This is a genomic window from Rhodococcus sp. B10 (assembly GCF_011770055.1).
GTDB classification, from domain to species: domain Bacteria; phylum Actinomycetota; class Actinomycetes; order Mycobacteriales; family Mycobacteriaceae; genus Rhodococcoides; species Rhodococcoides kyotonensis_B.
Genome location: NZ_JAAFYV010000033.1, coordinates 25,688 through 43,093, shown reverse-complemented (window position 1 = coordinate 43,093; position 17,406 = coordinate 25,688). Strand labels below are relative to the sequence as shown.

Genomic DNA, 17,406 nt, shown 5'->3' with positions numbered 1-17,406 from the left:
TCCATGACACACGGGAGCGCCGCGGAAGAGAACGCGACTGTTGTCGGTGTCGACGATTCTCCGGCGAGTCTCGGTGCAGTGCGGTGGGCTGCAGCGGACTCGGCGTCGCGTGCAGGCACGCTGGTGTTGGTACACGCCGACCCGGGAATCGAAGTTTCGTTCTCCGATGCGATCAACTTGCGCGGCGGCCGTGTGGCGAGCGCACGATCCCGCGCACGTTCCACTCTGGAACGAAGTCGTATCGCCGCGGAGAGCGTTGCAGGCGAGTCGCTTTCGATCGAGAAAGTCCTCGCCGCAGGACGTCCTGCGGACGTTCTGACCGACTACGCGCGCGACGCGTGGATGGTCGTCGTCGGGTCGAAGGCGGCCAGCTCGAGGGGTGCCGGCAGCCTCGCCCGCGGCGTACTCGGTTCCGTGTGCGATCACGTTGCCGCACATGCACACTGCCCTGTCGTTCGCGTTCCGGAGGGGTATCGGCAGACGAAACCCGACTCGGCGAACCTCCCCGTGGTGGTGGGCCTGGACATCTCGGTGAACAACGACGCGATCCTGGCGGTCGCGTTCGATCAGGCGTCGCGCGGCGGCGTCGGCCTGAGGGTCGTCCATGCGCGTGCCGACACCGAATATCGCCTGGATCCCGGTCCGCCGGTGGAGTCGTGGCTCACCGAGGTCACGGCGCCGTGGTCGGAACGCTACCCGTCGGTCCCGGTATCGCCCGCCGTCGTCACGGACAAGGCGCCGCATGCCATCATCGAGGAATCGGGGCACGCGCAATCGATCGTCGTCGGCTCACCGAGCCGGGGCGCCATGGCCTCCGTCTTCACCGGATCCACGAGTCGCGCTGTGTTGCATCATTCTTCGGCGCCCACGATCGTCGTCCCTGTCGCCTCCCTGCACCACGCCCACTAACGGTGAGTCGTACGGGACACCCGCTGACGGGGCCCCTCGATCGACAGAACCGACGACACCTTCTGTCGCGGCGTACGAATTGCAGGTGTTCCCGCCGTAGGAGTGCCGATGCGAACGAGGACCTGCGGAATTCCGCCGTGCGGCGCGAGCGACGCAACGATCGCTCTACTGCTGGATTGTTCCGTCAGATGCGTGAGGGAGCACGTCGCGAATCCACGCACGGTCGCCTCGAGAAGCACCGCGGACAGAGCTCGTCCGCACCGCAGCCAATCGAGGGGTTCGTCGCCCCTGGTCGCCATCAACAAGACGGTCGACGCGTCCTCGGGCGGGACCTGGTCACCGCCGTCGCGAACCGGGAAGTCGCGGCCCATCCGCACGGCGGTCGCCGTCGCACGGTCCGAAAGCGCATGGGGCGGAACACCGTCCACATCGAACGAGTGACCGGACCACCACTTCAGTTCGGCCTGATACGTCGCGTCGTACTTCCTCGTGTTCGCGCTGGTCTTGGACGCCCCTTCGAGAACCTGCCTCGCACCGTCGGTCAACGCGGTCAGAATCGTCTGGTTGACGTCGGCTGCGCGACGCATCTCCGCGCCGACGACCAGATCCCGACGCACCGCGCCGAACGGTCGACGGTCCGTGTAGCGCCGGTTGATCGCCGTCAAGAGGTCGAACTCGTGCGAACGAGGTCGAGCGCCCGGCACGAAGCGAATCCGCGCGAGATGACGCGAACCACCGGGCGTCGGGAACGTCTCGATCTCCGTCGTCCACCTCGATGCTTCGGCGGCCTTCTGCAGATGATCCAGCGCCGCACCGCAACTGATCAGCATCTGCCGACCCATGGGATCGATCACGTCCAACAATCTGGTTCGGTCGGAGTAGAGATCGAGGCACCCGTTCGAGTACTTCCACGTCCATGGCTGACTGTTGTGTACCGAGGGTGCGCGGCACGCGAGTTCGACGAGCATCGCGACCACGGCCGCATCGGGTCCGACGTTCACTGGCGGCCTCCCTGAATCGACACGAACAGCCGAGTCGGCGCGACGAGGCGCCGCCGACTTCTCCACTGTCGACGCGGCCCGCACACCTCGACAGGGGCCATCGTCATCGATTTCGGGGACTTGTTCCAGCGTGCACCGCCGAGTACGTCAGTATGCTTTCCTCCACAGGTGAATCTTCAGGAGCAGCCGTGATCACTGTATTCCTCGTCGACGATCATGAGATCGTTCGTCGTGGCCTCATCGACCTCATCGATTCGGACCCGGAGCTGACCGTCACCGGTGAGGCCGGTTCGATGAGTAACGCCCTCGCCCGCATCCCTGCGTTACGCCCCGATGTCGCCGTACTCGACGTTCAATTGCCCGACGGCAACGGCGTCGAGCTGTGCCGCGAGCTGATGTCGACGATGCCGGATCTGAACTGTCTGATGTTGACGTCGTTCACCGAGGACCAGGCGATGCTCGACGCGATACTCGCCGGCGCCAAGGGATACATCGTCAAGGACATCAAAGGGATGGACCTGACGTCGGCGATCAAGGACGTCGGAATGGGCAAGTCGCTACTCGACAACAGAGCCGCCGCAGTCTTGATGGAAAAGCTGCGTTCGAACGACGAGCAGCAGGGGCCGCTGGCAGACCTGACCGACCGCGAACGGACTCTGCTGGGACTGCTCGGTGAAGGCTTGACCAATCGTCAAATTGCCGAGCGTATGTTCCTGGCGGAGAAAACTGTCAAGAATTATGTTTCACGACTCCTTGCCAAACTCGGAATGGAGAGAAGGACGCAGGCAGCAGTCTACGCGTCGAAAATGTACGACTGACCTTTCAGAATTGTTTCCGACCCCGTTCCGCCCGTCATTCTTCACGCGCATACTGAAGAAATGGCGGGTACAGGGGGTGCCGACAGGCGGGCGGTTGCACAAGATCTGCAAGACACGCTCTCGCAGATGCGTCTACATGAACTTCTGGGCGAACTCGGTGACCACATCGGCAAGATCACGCAGGCGCGCGAGCAGTTCGACGGTATGCTTCGGTCCATGCTGGCCATTTCCTCGAGCCTCGATCTCGATGCAACGTTGCGTGCGATCGTGAAGTCGGCAATCGAATTGGTCGACGCGAAATATGGCGCACTCGGAGTTCGCGGTGAGAATCACGATCTTCGTTCCTTCATCTTCGACGGCATCGACGAAAAAACGGCGGCCGAGATCGGACCTCTACCCACCGGCGGTGGCGTACTCGGGCTGCTGATCGACGATCCGAAGCCGCTTCGTCTGCGCGATCTGTCGGCACATTCGTCTTCCATCGGGTTCCCAGCTCACCATCCGCCCATGAGAACCTTCCTCGGCGTTCCCATTCGAACTCGGGACGAAATCTTCGGCAATTTGTATCTGACGGAGAAGCACGACGGACAGGAATTCACCGATGACGACGAGTCCGTGCTACTGGCACTGGCGTCCGCAGCCGGAACCGCAATCGAGAATGCGCGGCTGTACGAGGAAGCACGCACGCGGCAATCCTGGATCGAGGCGACGCGTGACATAGCCACCGAATTGCTCGAGGGCACCGACCCGGACATCGTACTGCAGTCCGTGGCGAACAAGGCGTGTGATCTGACATCGGGAGATGTGGCATTCATTGCCGTGCCGGCGAATTCGGATGCCGCCCCGGAAGACACGACAGAGCTGATCGTGCGTGTCGCGTCGGGGCGATCACCGACGTTCGACGAAGACGTGTTGGGTACCGTTATTCCCGTTCACGGCTCGTCGTCCGGGGCGTCCTTCAGTTCGGGACGGCCCGTTCGCACCGAGCAGCTCGAGTATGATGTGACCGCGGGCGTTCCGGAGAAGTACGGTCCCGCCCTCATATCTCCCCTTCGGGCACGTGATCGCGTGACAGGCGTTCTGGTGGTGTTACGCAGGCAGGACGCGGAGCCCTTCACCGATATGCAACTGGAGTTGATCACCGCATTCGGTGATCAAGCCGCGTTGACAGTCCAGGCCGCGGACTCGGCACGGCGCCTGCGAGAATTCGACGTCCTCTCGGACCGCGAACGAATTGCGAGAGAACTGCACGATCACGTCATCCAACGCATTTTCGCCGCCGGCCTTTCGTTGCAGAGCACGGCGCAGCGTGCATCCTCGCCGGAAATCAAGAGCCGCCTCGCCACCACGATCGACGATCTGCAGGACACGGTGCAGGACATCAGGTCTGCGATTTTCGATCTTCAATCGGTCGATCACGGCGCCGACGTACTTCGACGCCAGATCAACGAGGTAATCGACGAGATGGTCGACGACTCCGGCTTACGAACCACGGTACGGGTCAGCGGCCCGTTGTCGGTCGTGGGCGCGTCTCTCGCCGCCAATGCACTGGCTGTCCTCCGTGAGGCGATCAGCAACTGCGTCCGACACGCGAACGCCAAGACGATCGTCGTCACCATCACGGTCGGCGACGATTTGACTATCGACGTGACCGACGACGGGCGCGGCATTCCCGACAGCGTGTCCGCGAGCGGACTGAGGAATTTACGACGCCGCGCCGAGGAATGCGGCGGTGACATGACGATCGGTCCGGCGAGCGAGTCGGGCGGAACGACGTTGCGATGGTGGGCGCCCCTCCCCTGACCGGCGGGACCTTCGACCCTAGCCCGAATCTCGTTGTGGGAGTTGGCTTGAACGGTACGTGATACACGTGTGGGCCGACCCACGTCGATCGACCCTCCACCCCCTCGAGGAGATGAGATCCATGTCGACATCGGCGAATCTATCCATGCACAACCATCCCGATATCGCGGCGCTGCGCGATCACTACGACGAAGCATTCGGACGGCCGACAGGACAGGTGACCGACGGCCTGTTGATGCTGTCCGGGTTGTACGCGGCAGCCTCGCCCTGGATCGTCGGATTCGGTGGATTCAACAATGCAGGTGCGCTGATTCCTTCCGTAGCCGGCGCCAACAACCTCACGCTGTCGAACCTGATGTGCGGGCTGACGGTTGCCGTCCTGGCCTTGGCTTTCGGCGCTGCTTACGGACGCACACACGGAATGTCGTTCGTCGTGCCGATACTCGGGATCTGGCTCATCGTCTCCCCCTGGGTCATCTCGGACGTGTCGACGACACCCGGAATGATCTGGTCCAACGTCGTCGCCGGTGCCCTCGTCCTCGTGCTCGGTGCGATCACGACGGCGATGGGGATGACCCGCTTGTTCGAGTCACGGCGTCGTCACGAACCGTGAGGTGAGTCGCTTCCCGTCGGCCACGGTGGCGCGCGTTCAGTACGACGACGGTGCACCTGCGGGTTCGATCCCGTGGTGCAGCCTCGCGACATCGGGGTGCGCCCTGGTTCGCGATTTCCACGCGTTCTCGCCGTACGTGTCGTAGATCGGATTGTCCGGGTCGGCCTCGACGCCGCGCGAGTGCGCTGCCAGGTCCGACGGGAGCTCGATGATCTCGATCTTCGCGTCGAGCGTCGGGTTCAGGAAGTACGGGATCGACAGACGGTCCGTACCCGGACGGGGCGCGCGAACGCGGTGCTGCGTAGCGCGGAGGTAGCCGTTGGTCGCCACCTCGAGCAGTTCGCCGATGTTGACGATGAACGCGCCGTCGACCGGCGGCACGTCGACCCATTCGCCCGGTGCGAGCTCGACCTGCAGACCCTCGGATCGGGGCTCGACCAGCAACAGCGTCAGCACGCCCGAATCCTTGTGTGCGCCGACGCCCTGGGACGTGTCCGAAGCGCCTTCGTAGCGAACGACTTTCAGCAATGTCGCCGGTAGATCGGCGAAAGCGTCGTCGAAATGCCCTTCCTCGGCACCGAGTGACACCGCCCAGTGACGCAGGAGCCTGAGCCCGACGTCGGACAGCGTGTCGTTCCACGCGTCGAACGCCGCCTGGAATCGCGGAAGCGCCGACGGCCACAGGTTCGGGCCCTGCAGATTCCAGTAGCCCTTCGCGTCGACGACGACGTCTCGTTCGGGTCCGATGTCGATCTGTTCACGCCAGTCGACGCGGCCGTTGGTCAACTCACCGCCCAACCTCGAGTACCCCCTGAACTGAGGGCTTTTCAGCTGACTTATCTCGTCTTTCGCTTCCTGCGGCAGTGCGAAGAACTCACGTGCCAGTCCGAGCACCTCCTGAATGCGGTCGGTGCCTACGCCATGGCCGATGAGATAGAAGAATCCCGACTCATGCGCTGCCTCGCGGAGCGAGACACGAAACGCATCGGGGTCGGTATCGGCGGTCGACAGATCGAGAACAGGGAGCATGTCGTCACTGTCCTCTCGGTGACGTTTCACGGCAACCGGTCGCCGTCCATTCACGTCGCAGTCGAGTTGCGCGTTTACGTCTGCATCGGTGCGGGTCCGGCGTGAGCTAGTTTGAAACCGATGCGAATCGCGGTGGTGGAAGACGACGACGGCGTAGGTGACGCGCTGGTCGATGCCCTGCGAGAAGTCGGCCACACACCGACCCGGATGCGGCGCGGCGCGGACCTGCTCCTCGGATACCGCACCGTCGATCTCGTACTGCTCGACCTCGGACTCCCGGACATGGACGGGCTGGAGACCTTGCGCAAGCTCCGCACGCTGAGCGCTGTGCCCGTCGTCGTGTTGACCGCGCGCGACGACGAGCGCTCGGTGGTCCGCGCGCTGCGAGGCGGGGCCGACGACTACGTCGTCAAGCCTGCTCGACTGGGCGAGCTCCATGCTCGACTCGAAGTCGCAGCGCGCAAGCATGCCGCGTCGACGGAACCCGATGCCGACGCGCTGGTTCTCGGTGACATCGTCGTCGATCTCGCGGGACGTGGCGTCGAAGTCGGCGGCCGGCCGGTGTCGCTGACGAACAAGGAATTCGAACTCCTGGCGCACCTCGTCACGCGGCGCGGTGAAGCCGTCAGCCGGGAACAACTGATGGACTCCATCTGGGGCGACGCGTACGTGGCCATCTCACGCACGCTCGACGTTCACATGACGGCGTTGCGTTCCAAGCTCGGACGCCCTGGCGCTATCGTGACGATCCGCGGGTTCGGCTACCGCTGGGACACCTGACGTGCGCCTGCGTGTTCTTGCGGTACTCGTGATCTTCTCGACGGTCGTCGTCCTCGGACTTGCCGCGCCTCTCGCAGTGCTGGTCGGGCAGGAACGCGCACAGAGGTTCGGCGAGAGCCGCGACGCGGCGGCGACCTTCTTCGCCAATCTCAGTTCACGCGAGGGTGATTCAGGGCTTCCACGACTGCGAGAAGCAGTGGAGCGTTACCACGATCTGTACGACGAAGGAGCGGCCGTCGTCGACCGCACCGGGGCAGTTCGTGCGTCGTCCGGACTCGACGTGAGCAGCCCCGAGATACAGGAGGCCATCACCGGGGCACTGCGCAATCAACGAGGAGACGTCCCGTCGAGTCTGACCCCGTGGTCTCGATCCTCGGTGTTGATCGCGGCCCCGGTCGGGGTGGGTGCACAGGTCGACGGCGCCGTCGTCATCGATGCGTCCACCGACGCCGCACGCAGGGACGTCGCCCGCGCCTGGCTGGTCATCGCGCTGGGAGCAGTGCTGGTACTCGTCGCCGTCACCGCCATCGCTGCGGCGTTGTCGCGCTGGGTGATTCGGCCGTTGACCCAGCTGTCCACTCGGGTCCATTCGTTCGGCGACAAGTTCGTCGAACAGTTTCCACCGCAGCTCGACCTACCTCGTGACCGCACCGAATCTCGTGCCGGGAACTACCTCGGACCGCCGGAGGTCCGCGAACTGACCGAGGCCTTCGACGCCATGGCCGACGACGTCGAGGCAGCAACCGCGGCCCAGCGTCGACTCGTCGCGGACACAGCGCACGCACTTCGAAACCCGTTGGCAGCGGTGCGAATGCGGCTCGACCTGTTGGGCATGAAGATTCCGGAATCCGCGGCCGACGTCCATCGCAAGACGACGCTCGAAGTGGACCGTCTCGATTCCATCGTCGCGGACCTTCTCGCACTCGCCGCGGCGGAAGCGCCGGCACACCGCGACGATTCCCCCGCAGAATGCGACGCGGCAGCGGTGATCAGAGATCGCGCCGAATTCTGTTCGAGCACAATGACTTCTGCGGGCATGGACCTACACGTCGTCGTCGACGAGGCAGGCCAGGCCGCGCTCCGCGAGGACGACCTGGTCCGTATCCTCGACGCGCTGCTGAACAACGCGGCGAAGTACGCCGGCGCCGGCGCGCGCGTCGAGATCGGCTGCCGTTCCACCACCTCTCGCACCTCGATCTGGGTGGCCGATACCGGACCGGGAGTGCCGGAGACACAACTGCCCATGCTGTTTCGCCGCTTCTACCGGTCGTCCGACGCGCACGGCTCGGGAACAGGTCTCGGGCTTGCCATCGTGCATGCACTCGTCGAGCGGGCAGGCGGAACGTCGACGGTCAGCGTGAACGAGCCGTCGGGACTGCGAATCCATCTCGAGATTCCGGTCGGCGACGTACTTTCCTAAGGGACTGTTAGGAAAGCCGGAATGATTTCCTTCGAGGCTGTGGCTTCGTTCACAGTGGTGACACCTGAGTTAGCGGCCTCGTCCGGAAACTCACCCTCTCACCCGCATCACGTGGAAGGAACGCCTCATGGCCAACCAGGCCACCCCGACCGCAGGTTCACCGTCGAACCCGCCGGTCTCGTCCCCAGCCGCCACCCGGCGGGCAGTGTTCAACACACTGCGCGGGTCGTCGGGCAACCTCGTCGAGTGGTACGACGTCTACGTCTACACCGTCTTCGCGAGCTACTTCGAAAGCCAGTTCTTCGACTCGGAGGACAAGAACTCGACCGTGTACGTGTACGCGATCTTCGCGGTCACGTTCCTGATGCGCCCCGTCGGATCGTGGTTCTTCGGACGCTACGCCGACCGCAACGGTCGACGCGCCGCCCTCACGTTCAGCGTCTCACTGATGGCGGCATGCTCGCTGGTCATCGCTCTGACGCCGGGACGTGAGAGTATCGGCGTCTGGGCCGCGGTGATCCTCGTCCTGTGCAGGCTCGTCCAGGGCTTCGCCACCGGCGGCGAATACGGTGCGTCGGCGACGTACATGTCCGAGGCGGCGACGCGTGAGCGCCGCGGATTCTTCTCGTCGTTCCAGTACGTCACCCTGATCGGTGGGCACGTCCTCGCCCAGGTGACGCTGCTGCTGATGCAGGTCTTCCTCGATCGCGACCAGATCGAGGAGTTCGGTTGGCGAATCGCGTTCCTCATCGGTGGTGTCGCAGCGGTCGTGGTGTTCTGGCTGCGTCGCAGCATGGACGAGTCGCTCACGAAGGATCAGCTCGACGCCGTCAAGGCCGGGCAGGACACGTCGTCCGGCTCGATGAAGGAACTGCTCGTCCGGTACTGGCGTCCGCTTCTGGTCTGCTTCGGCGTGACGATCGGTGGCACCATCGCGTTCTACACCTACAGCGTCAACGCGCCTGCCATGGTCAAGACCGCGTACGAGGACCGGGGCATGACCGGCACGTGGATCAACCTGTTCGGTCTCGTCTTCCTGATGCTGCTGCAGCCCATCGGCGGACTCATCAGCGACAAGGTGGGACGCAAGCCGCTGCTCGTGTTCTTCGGAATCGGTGGCGTCGTCTACACTTACGTGCTGATCACCTACCTGCCGACCGCCACGTCGGTCGTCGAATCGCTCGCACTCGTCTGCGTCGGCTACGTCATCCTGACCGGTTACACGTCGATCAACGCGATCGTGAAAGCCGAGCTGTTCCCGTCACACATTCGAGCCCTGGGTGTCGGACTCGGATACGCCCTCGCGAACTCCGCGTTCGGTGGCACGGCTCCGTTGATCTACCAGGCCGCCAAGAACAGCGGGCACGTTCCGTGGTTCATCGTCTACGTGACGGTCGTCATCGCCGTGTCGCTTCTCGTGTACATCTTCGTGCTGCGCAACAAGTCGGAGACCGTGCTGGACCGAGAGCAAGGTCGGGCGTACGCGAGCCAGTCCTAGAGTAGAGACCATGTCCCGACCCGCAGAGCTGTTCGATCGCCGAACAGCTCTGCGGGCGGCGGCGCTTCTGGCGGCGACTGCAGCCGCCGCAGCATGCTCATCGGGGTCGTCTCCCGAGTTACGTCTCGCCGCCGGAGAAGTCGGCGGGTTCTTCTGGGAATTCTCCGGCCTTCTCGCCGACGCTGCCGCCGCAGCGAACGCGGCACGAATCGTTCCGATCATCACGGCGGGTTCCGTCGACAATCTCGACGCACTCCGGTCCGGAAGTGCCGATCTGGCAATGACTCTCGCCGATACCGCCTACGAGAGCACAGGCGACGACCTCACAGCCATCGGCTGCGTCTACGAGAACTACTTCCAGATCGCCGTGCGTCACGACTCACCCGTCTACGCGGCGAGCGATCTCCGCGGCAGAACAGTCAGTGGCGGGGCCGTCGGATCCGGCGCCGCGCTGGTGACGGAGAGAGTGCTCGACGCGGCTGGCCTGTCCGCGCCGGGCACCGTCGAGGTGATTCAGCTGTCGATGCAGGATGCCGCACGAGCCCTGTCCGCCAACGAGATCGACGCGGTCATGTGGGCGGGTGGACTACCCACCCCTGCGTTCGCGGATCCGCCCATCGACATTCGACTGCTCGACCTGAGCACTGTTGTCGCCGATCTGAGGCGCAGGTTCGGTACCGCGTACGAGGCTGTTCCCGTGCCCGTCGACGTCTACGGACGGCACGCGGCCGTGACGACGGTCGGGATACCGAACCTGCTGCTAGCACGTTCCAGCGTTCCCGACCGGACGGCCGCGCGCCTGGTGGATCTGTTGCTCGATCGATCGTCGGCTCTGGTTCCTCGGCAGGCGATCGGGAGCCAGTTTCTCGACGCCCAGTCGTTGATCATGACAGGCGCTGTCCCCCTGCACCCCGGCGCTGAAGCGGAGTACAGAGGGCGGCACGGGTAGGCGCGTATCAGGACGTGGCTTCGGCTGCGAGTCGCCCGAGGGTGTCCGTCAGCTGCTCCTTCGTGACGAGGGGGAACTTCACCTGCTCGAGCAGCTTCTTGTCGGTCACGTTCGACCAGTCGTAGGTGTGGCGCACCAATGTCTCGTTCGGTCCCTGAGACTCCAACTGCCACAACCATTCCCATCCGGGAGGCTCGGTTCCGGCAGGAGCGGTCTTCCACGCCAGCAGCTTGTCCTTCGCGTAACCGGTGACGTGGTTGTCGGTCTGGTATTCGCCGCCCATGTGGTCACCCTGCATGTTCATCGTGAACTTCTCGCCGACGGCCTTGATCCGATCGGCGTGATCGACGCTGCGGACGAAGCCGGAGCCGTCGAGCGCCGGGTGACGCTCCGGATTGGACAGGACGTCGAAAACCGCGTCGACGGGCGCTTCGATGACGCGTTCGACAGTGACTTTGGTGTTGTCGCTCATGACTGGACTGTGCCCGGTTCGGGATTCCGGCAAACGCGCGTGGCCGCTGTGAGACATAAGTACCGCGCCTTCGGGTATCCGCTTCGGACGTACGTGGACTAGAAGGAGGAACACCGTGACGGACAAGATCGAACGAGCACAAGAGGCCATCGACGAAGCCAAGCGCTACACCGACGAGGGGCTGCCCGAGTCGAGCGTGTCCAAGAGCGACCCGGACACACGGGACGACGACGAGTCCGGTCCCGCGGAGGCTGTCTCGAACGTCGCCGACGAGTTCCAGAACAACGATCGGGACGAATAGAACGAAGAAGCCCCCGAGCCGCTGATGGCAGCTCGGGGGCTTCTGTTGTGCGCCCGAAGGGATTCGAACCCCTAACCTCTTGGTAGTAGCTCGAAGGTGTCCGCAGACCGCAGTGGATCCATGCACACCCTCTGATCTGCGGTTTCGTGGAATCGAGAGTCCATCGCAATGTATCTGGAACCACAAGGATGGCCGCCAAAGTGTTGAGTAAGTGTTGAGCCGATTCCGGGGTCGAGCGTCTTCGCAGATTCGACATAGTCCATGCAAGTTCGGGCGGCGAGCAGTCCACCACAACTTGGCGCCAGAGATGACAGCCTTCAAGTAGCCAGATCCATTCAGGAGTCGAGTGTCCACGGCACCCGTAAGCCTCGAGCTACTACAGCGCGGATCCGATGTGACACGTCACAGAGAGGGAACCGCGTCGATTCAGAGAAAGAGTGCCGCCAAAGTTCCGCACCCGAGTCCGAGGCCGGACAGCAGTGGACGCCCGCCGACACCGAACACATCCCATCGATTGCGCAACTCCATCATGACGCTACTTCCGTCGCGCCTCCATCCAGAGGGCGTCGATTCGACGAACGTCGCCAGCCCTGAGCGCATCTGTCGCAAACAGCGGTATGCCCGGCACGTCCTAATCGAACTCACCGATATTTTAGATTATGTCAAGCTATCTGTCGCGAGTCGCAGGAAGTGCGAACTCGAACCCCACCCCGATGGCTGCGTTCCTGAACGCAGTTTCGAAGCAGCTACCTGGAGCGATGCCGATACTAGCTCGGCCAGGGACGGATTGTTTGGTGGCCGCGCAGGGTGCGGCGTTGAATCTGGCCGAGATCGGCAGTAGCTGTGACCTGCTACGACGTGCAGTGATTCGCAGATTGTGCGAGACTTTCGCGCATCATGCGAATGACTGGGGGGTCTGTCGATGAGTCGTGGTGAGCTACCGCCTGGCGCGGCGCAGTTGCAGCTGGCCGACGGGGTCGCTGTACTGCGACCAGCCGAAGCGGTGTTCGAGGCAATGCTGACTGGCTGGACGCGGCAACAGTTGGCACGCAACCTCTCCCCGGGCACCACCGCGAGTCGAATCTCGGTCCTGCGTCGATTTAGAGACTTCTGTGACGTGGACGGGCCGTGGGAGTGGACCGCGACGCAGGCGGACGACTGGGTCGCCGAACTCCGCGGAATCAGCGGTGCCGCGCACAGCACAGTCCTGGGCTACCAGGGCGCGATCCGGCAGTTCATGGCATATCTGACCGATCCCGCCTATGGGTGGATCCCCCAGTGCGAACACCGATTCGGTACATATCCGGTGCAGATCATCTTCGAGTCGAACTCGGCCCGTCACGTTCAAGAAGGCGCACGTGATCCACGCAAACGCGCCTACACAGTCGACGAGCTGCAGGACCTGTGCGACACCGCGGACGACCTCGTCGAACAGCGCCGAGACGCCGGCGTCAAGGGCCCCATGGTCGCTTTCCGGACTGCGACCATGACGAAAGTCGCCTATGCATGGGGCCTGCGCCGCAACGAAACTCGCATGCTCGACCTGTCCGACTTCGGCCCGAACCCACGGGCTCCGCAATTCGGCCAGTTCGGCGTCTGCTACGTCCGATACGGCAAACCCAGCAAGGGATCACCACCCAAACGCCGCGGAGTGCTCACCGTTCCAGAAACAGCGTGGGTCATCGACTGCCTCGAGCAATGGATCGAGCACGCCCGCCCCGCCTTCGGACGCACCAGCGCGGCATTGTTCCCCACCGAACGATCAGATCGGATCAGCGCCGGAGCCATCTCGACCAGTTTCGCCGCACTCTGCGACCAGGCAGGACTCACCGATCCAGGACTGGACTTCCACTCGCTGCGCCGGTCTTACGTGAGCATGCTAGTCGAATCCGGCTACGACACTCGGTTCGTCCAAGAGCAGGTCGGCCACGAACACGCATCCACCACATCGATCTACACCTTCGTCTCCCCCGACTATCGCACACGAATTGTCGCCTCGGCCTTACAGTCCGCCGCAGACCGCCTCACCGCCGCGAAAAATACTACCGCGCAACAACAGAAGGAGTTCTGATCATGCAGTACCGCATCGGATATCAATGGCGCCTGCGGGAAGTCATGGCCGCACGCGGAATGAACAACATCTCGGACCTGATGACCCCACTGCATGAAGTCGGGATCGAACTGTCCGCCTCCCAGCTCTACCGCCTTCTCGGAAACACCCCCGACAGACTGCCGCTGGCGCTGCTTGGCGCACTATGCCATGTCCTCGACTGCACCACCGAAGACTTGTGCGACTTCCGCGTCGACGCCACCCCGTCACGCCGAACAGTCAGCGGCACACGCGGTCCAGCGATCGCCGCAGTTCCCGATCCATCGGTGCGACCCAAACGCGCCCGCATCCACCGTCCCGGATCGCCGCAGTAGAAGTTCGCCGCACCTGTTACGAATGGATCGCGTCATGACAAGCACCAGCAATACCATTGCGTCGCAATATCTATGCGCCCGGTGCGGCGACACCAACCAACGCCGACGAGTGCGTTGGCCGGAAGGCTTCGTCTGTCGCCGCTGCTACCAACGAGCCACCCGGTGCCGCGGCGTCTGCCCCTGTTGCGCCCTACCGAACAGACTCCTGCCCGGCCTCGACACCCGCGGCAAGCCGATCTGCACCGACTGCGCAGGCATCGACGATCCACGCCTGACCTGCACCCGATGCGGGGATCAGGACGAACCGCACCGCCGCGGACTCTGCGCCCGCTGCTGCCTCACCGATGACCTCACCGATCTGTTCACCGCACCCGACGCCGACGAGATCACACCCGAACTACAGCCGTTGCTCGAGGCGCTGACCACCCAGGAAAACCCACGCAGCGCCATGATCTGGCTGCGCAACCCTGACGTGCTCGACCTCCTCACCGGCATCACCACCCGCCGCTACCCCATCACCCATGCCACCTTCGCTGACCACACCTCCCCGCGGATCGGCCGCCACCTGCGAGACCTGTTCGTCCGCTGCGGCATCCTGCCCGCCTACGACCGCAACCTCGACCGATTCACCAGCTGGATCGACACCAAACTCGCCACCACGGATATCCGGCAAGCCCGCGACACCATCGCCGGCTTCGCAAACTGGAATCACCTGCGCAAACTTCGAACCCGCGCCGAACGGGCACCACTTCCCGAAGGAGCGATCCTCAGCGCCAAGCAGGAAATCACCGTCGCAATCGACTTCGTCAACTGGCTCCACAACCGCAGCCTGGAACTCGGATCCGCGACCCAGGCAGACATCGACACGTGGATCGCCACCGGCCCGACCACCCGAAGCTCGGCCATGATGTTCGTCCGGTGGTGCACCCGCCACCAGCACATGACTCCAGACTTGATTTTCCCTCACCGCACGTCCCGTCGCACACCCGTCTCCAGCGACACCGACCGCTACACGCAGCTCGTCGACACACTGCAGCGCCCAGATACCCCGATTTGGGTTCAAGCGGCGGCCGTTCTGCTGCTGGTATGCGCCCAGCCGGTCACACGCATCGCAGCACTCCCCCTCGACGTGATCGCTACCGCCGACGACGGGCAGGTCATGATCAATTTCAACGCCGATCCACTCTCGATCCCCGCATCACTCGCGGCACCGATCACCGCCCTGACCAGACGGCGGCCGCACATGAACACCGCATCCAACCACACATCGCCGTGGCTGTTCCCCGGAAGATCGCCAGGGCAGCACCTGAATCCCCAAACCATGATGAAACAGTTGCGCAACAACGGAATTGACCTCATAGGCGCGCGCAACAGCGCCATGCGCGAACTACTCAGGACCATCCCGCCCGCGATCGTCGCCAACCAATTCGGCTTCAACCCCGGCACGACCGAACGCCACGCCCTCACCATCGGCACCGCCTGGAGCGCCTACCCAACTCTGCACGAGAACTCGGAACCCTAGAACACGCGACTTAAGCAGTCACGGCGCTTTCAGGGAGTGCTGACGGCGGTGCCCCTGCGCCGGCATCCGAGCGCGAAGCAATACGACCAGTTTTGATATGCAGGGTTACCAGTAAAAATGCTGCATGTCGCATCTGATGACTCAATCGGCCACCGCTATCGTTTGTGTCCATCAACCATCAGGACCGCCTCGACTGCTTGCGTCACCCTGTTGGTTGATCTGCACATCCCGTAACACGCCACTACTGTGTTCTGGTCACTGCCCAGATCGCGTCTGCCTTGGTGTTCGTCTAAGGCATGCACCTTCGACTGCCCAGTGCCCACTGCCCACTGCGACCTGCCTGGCCACTGCGCTGCACCGCGCCGACATGCTCGACCGTGTCCGGTCATGGGGGCTCGACTCGGCGATTCAAAAACCTTCAGATGGAGCGTTCGGCGGATCCAACCTGCTCCCCATTGCTCATCACCGGACCAATCGATCGGAAACTCAGATTGCGGAGGCAGAACGTAACCCATCGATATCGAGTTCGCTGAATCCGATTTCGCCGAGTATCGAGTCTGTATGTGCACCCAAGGCCGGAACTGGGTCGAACCGGGGCTGCACACCGCTCAGGTTTGCGGGCGGCAGAAGCGCGCGCACCGCGCCCCCCGGTGTATCCACCTCACCCCAACGACCACGTCCTGTAAGTGATGGATGTTCGAGGAAGTCGGTGATATCCCCAAGTTTGCCGTTGGCAATGCCGACCTTGTCGAGTTTCTCGAGGAGGGATTCGGTCGACAGCAACTCGGTCTTTGCGGAAATGAGCGCATTGCACTCTTCGCGATGGGCCACCCTCGCAGAATTTCGAGCGAAGCGCGGATCGCTCGCCAACGACGCATCGCCGAGCACGTCGGTGCAGAATCCCAACCACTCGCGTTCGTTCTGAATGGACAACAGCACTGTGCCGTCCGAAGCAGGAAATGGACCGTACGGGGTAATCGTGGCGTGTTCGGCACCGACTCGTTTCGGTTGTAAACCACCGTATTCAGTGTAATAGGCAGGCGAACCCATCCACTCGCCGAGCGCTTCGAACAACGCTACTTCCACTGCGCGCGCAACACCTGTGGTCGCGCGTGTGTAGAGCGCTGTGAGGATGCCACTGTAGGCGTACATACCTGCGGAGATGTCAGCGATCGAGATCCCCACCTTCGATGGCACCGGATCGGGCCCGGTCAGCGACATCAAACCGGTCTCACCTTGGATGAGCATGTCGTACGCCTTACGGTCGGCCCACGGGCCGGTGTTCCCGTACCCCGAGACATCGCAGGGGATTATGGAGGGGAAACGTTGTTGGAGCGATTGCGCGTCGAGCTTCATTCTCGCCGCTGCTCCAGGTGCGAGGTTTTGAACGAATACGTCCGCTGTCGCCAGGAGTTTCTCGAGCACGTCGCGTCCGGCGTCGGTCTTGAGATCGAGTGTCAACGATTCTTTGGACCTGTTGAGCCACACGAAGTAGCTGGCTTCACCGTTCACGGACTCGTCGTACCGTCGCGCGAAATCACCGCCTTCGGGCCTCTCCACCTTGATCACCCGCGCCCCCAGATCAGCAAGCTGGCGCGTCGCAAACGGTGCAGCGACCGCCTGCTCGATGCTGACGACTGTGATGCCGTCAAGCGGCAAAGAGGATGGGGCTGTCATGGTGTCCACCTTTCAAATGTACGGCCACATTGTCATAAAGGGCGCACACTAGTCAAGAACAACTAGCCTAAGCGCAACAGTCTGCCGAGGCCCCTGACTTGGTTATCATTCAGTCCTCCTGCTCGGAGCCATCTGTCGGAACTACACAAGACTCGGCCGGTCTCGTACAAAATGTACGGCCAATGGCTTG

16 protein-coding genes are annotated in these 17,406 nt (G+C 63.2%); 12 read left to right on the top strand and 4 right to left on the bottom strand.

Features of this window, described 5'->3' with window-relative positions:
• The first annotated feature begins 3 nt into the window (after positions 1–3).
• Complete coding sequence (locus tag RhoFasB10_RS20065; RefSeq protein ID WP_167678208.1) at positions 4–909, top strand: universal stress protein; 906 nt, start codon at positions 4–6, stop codon at positions 907–909.
• On the opposite strand, the gene RhoFasB10_RS20060 is transcribed toward RhoFasB10_RS20065, so the two are convergent.
• On the bottom strand, positions 906–1,910 hold the full coding sequence (locus tag RhoFasB10_RS20060; RefSeq protein ID WP_308115134.1) for a hypothetical protein: 1,005 nt from the start codon (positions 1,908–1,910) through the stop codon (positions 906–908). The genes RhoFasB10_RS20065 and RhoFasB10_RS20060 overlap by 4 nt on opposite strands.
• 188 nt (positions 1,911–2,098) lie before the next feature.
• On the opposite strand from RhoFasB10_RS20060, the gene RhoFasB10_RS20055 reads away from it, so the two are divergent.
• The 3 genes from RhoFasB10_RS20055 (at position 2,099) to RhoFasB10_RS20045 (ending at position 5,144) form a co-directional block, all read left to right on the top strand.
• The gene (locus tag RhoFasB10_RS20055; protein ID WP_068423407.1) at positions 2,099–2,728 is read left to right on the top strand and encodes a response regulator transcription factor; all 630 of its coding nucleotides are present in this window, start codon (positions 2,099–2,101) and stop codon (positions 2,726–2,728) included.
• Between the two features lie 126 nt (positions 2,729–2,854).
• Positions 2,855–4,531, top strand: a complete 1,677-nt coding sequence (locus RhoFasB10_RS20050) for a GAF domain-containing sensor histidine kinase (protein WP_277345899.1) — start codon at positions 2,855–2,857, stop codon at positions 4,529–4,531.
• Between the two features lie 121 nt (positions 4,532–4,652).
• On the top strand, positions 4,653–5,144 hold the full coding sequence (locus RhoFasB10_RS20045; RefSeq protein ID WP_206031140.1) for an SPW repeat protein: 492 nt from the start codon (positions 4,653–4,655) through the stop codon (positions 5,142–5,144).
• Positions 5,145–5,180: 36 nt separating this feature from the next.
• Here the strand turns inward: RhoFasB10_RS20045 and RhoFasB10_RS20040 are convergent, their stop codons facing one another.
• Positions 5,181–6,173, bottom strand: coding sequence for an isopenicillin N synthase family oxygenase (locus RhoFasB10_RS20040; RefSeq protein WP_167678204.1), 993 nt, complete (start codon positions 6,171–6,173; stop codon positions 5,181–5,183).
• Between the two features lie 120 nt (positions 6,174–6,293).
• On the opposite strand from RhoFasB10_RS20040, the gene RhoFasB10_RS20035 reads away from it, so the two are divergent.
• The 4 genes from RhoFasB10_RS20035 to RhoFasB10_RS20020 all read left to right on the top strand — a co-directional run bounded on the left by RhoFasB10_RS20035 (position 6,294) and on the right by RhoFasB10_RS20020 (position 10,820).
• Positions 6,294–6,953 carry a response regulator transcription factor gene (locus RhoFasB10_RS20035; RefSeq protein ID WP_068423401.1) on the top strand — a complete coding sequence of 220 codons (660 nt, stop codon included), beginning with the start codon at positions 6,294–6,296 and terminating at the stop codon, positions 6,951–6,953.
• 1 nt (position 6,954) lies between these two features.
• Positions 6,955–8,373 carry a HAMP domain-containing sensor histidine kinase gene (locus tag RhoFasB10_RS20030; RefSeq protein ID WP_167678202.1) on the top strand — a complete coding sequence of 473 codons (1,419 nt, stop codon included), beginning with the start codon at positions 6,955–6,957 and terminating at the stop codon, positions 8,371–8,373.
• Between the two features lie 127 nt (positions 8,374–8,500).
• Positions 8,501–9,871: an MFS transporter gene (locus RhoFasB10_RS20025; protein ID WP_068423398.1), complete on the top strand. Its 1,371-nt coding sequence runs from the start codon at positions 8,501–8,503 to the stop codon at positions 9,869–9,871.
• A gap of 10 nt (positions 9,872–9,881) precedes the next feature.
• Entirely contained in the window at positions 9,882–10,820 is a 939-nt protein-coding gene (locus RhoFasB10_RS20020; RefSeq protein ID WP_167678200.1) for a TAXI family TRAP transporter solute-binding subunit, read from the top strand.
• A gap of 7 nt (positions 10,821–10,827) precedes the next feature.
• Here the strand turns inward: RhoFasB10_RS20020 and RhoFasB10_RS20015 are convergent, their stop codons facing one another.
• On the bottom strand, positions 10,828–11,292 hold the full coding sequence (locus RhoFasB10_RS20015; protein WP_167678198.1) for an SRPBCC family protein: 465 nt from the start codon (positions 11,290–11,292) through the stop codon (positions 10,828–10,830).
• 115 nt (positions 11,293–11,407) lie between these two features.
• Between RhoFasB10_RS20015 and RhoFasB10_RS20010 the strand changes: the two genes are divergently transcribed.
• The 4 genes from RhoFasB10_RS20010 to RhoFasB10_RS19995 all read left to right on the top strand — a co-directional run bounded on the left by RhoFasB10_RS20010 (position 11,408) and on the right by RhoFasB10_RS19995 (position 15,539).
• Positions 11,408–11,593 carry a hypothetical protein gene (locus RhoFasB10_RS20010; protein WP_068423393.1) on the top strand — a complete coding sequence of 62 codons (186 nt, stop codon included), beginning with the start codon at positions 11,408–11,410 and terminating at the stop codon, positions 11,591–11,593.
• A gap of 922 nt (positions 11,594–12,515) precedes the next feature.
• Positions 12,516–13,664, top strand: coding sequence for a tyrosine-type recombinase/integrase (locus tag RhoFasB10_RS26480; RefSeq protein ID WP_167678196.1), 1,149 nt, complete (start codon positions 12,516–12,518; stop codon positions 13,662–13,664).
• A 2-nt stretch (positions 13,665–13,666) separates the two neighbouring features.
• Positions 13,667–14,017 carry a helix-turn-helix transcriptional regulator gene (locus RhoFasB10_RS20000; protein WP_167678194.1) on the top strand — a complete coding sequence of 117 codons (351 nt, stop codon included), beginning with the start codon at positions 13,667–13,669 and terminating at the stop codon, positions 14,015–14,017.
• 34 nt (positions 14,018–14,051) lie between these two features.
• Positions 14,052–15,539 carry a hypothetical protein gene (locus tag RhoFasB10_RS19995; protein WP_167678192.1) on the top strand — a complete coding sequence of 496 codons (1,488 nt, stop codon included), beginning with the start codon at positions 14,052–14,054 and terminating at the stop codon, positions 15,537–15,539.
• A gap of 486 nt (positions 15,540–16,025) precedes the next feature.
• Here the strand turns inward: RhoFasB10_RS19995 and RhoFasB10_RS19990 are convergent, their stop codons facing one another.
• The gene (locus RhoFasB10_RS19990) at positions 16,026–17,216 is read right to left on the bottom strand and encodes a CaiB/BaiF CoA-transferase family protein (protein WP_167678239.1); all 1,191 of its coding nucleotides are present in this window, start codon (positions 17,214–17,216) and stop codon (positions 16,026–16,028) included.
• Between the last annotated feature and the right edge of the window lie 190 nt (positions 17,217–17,406).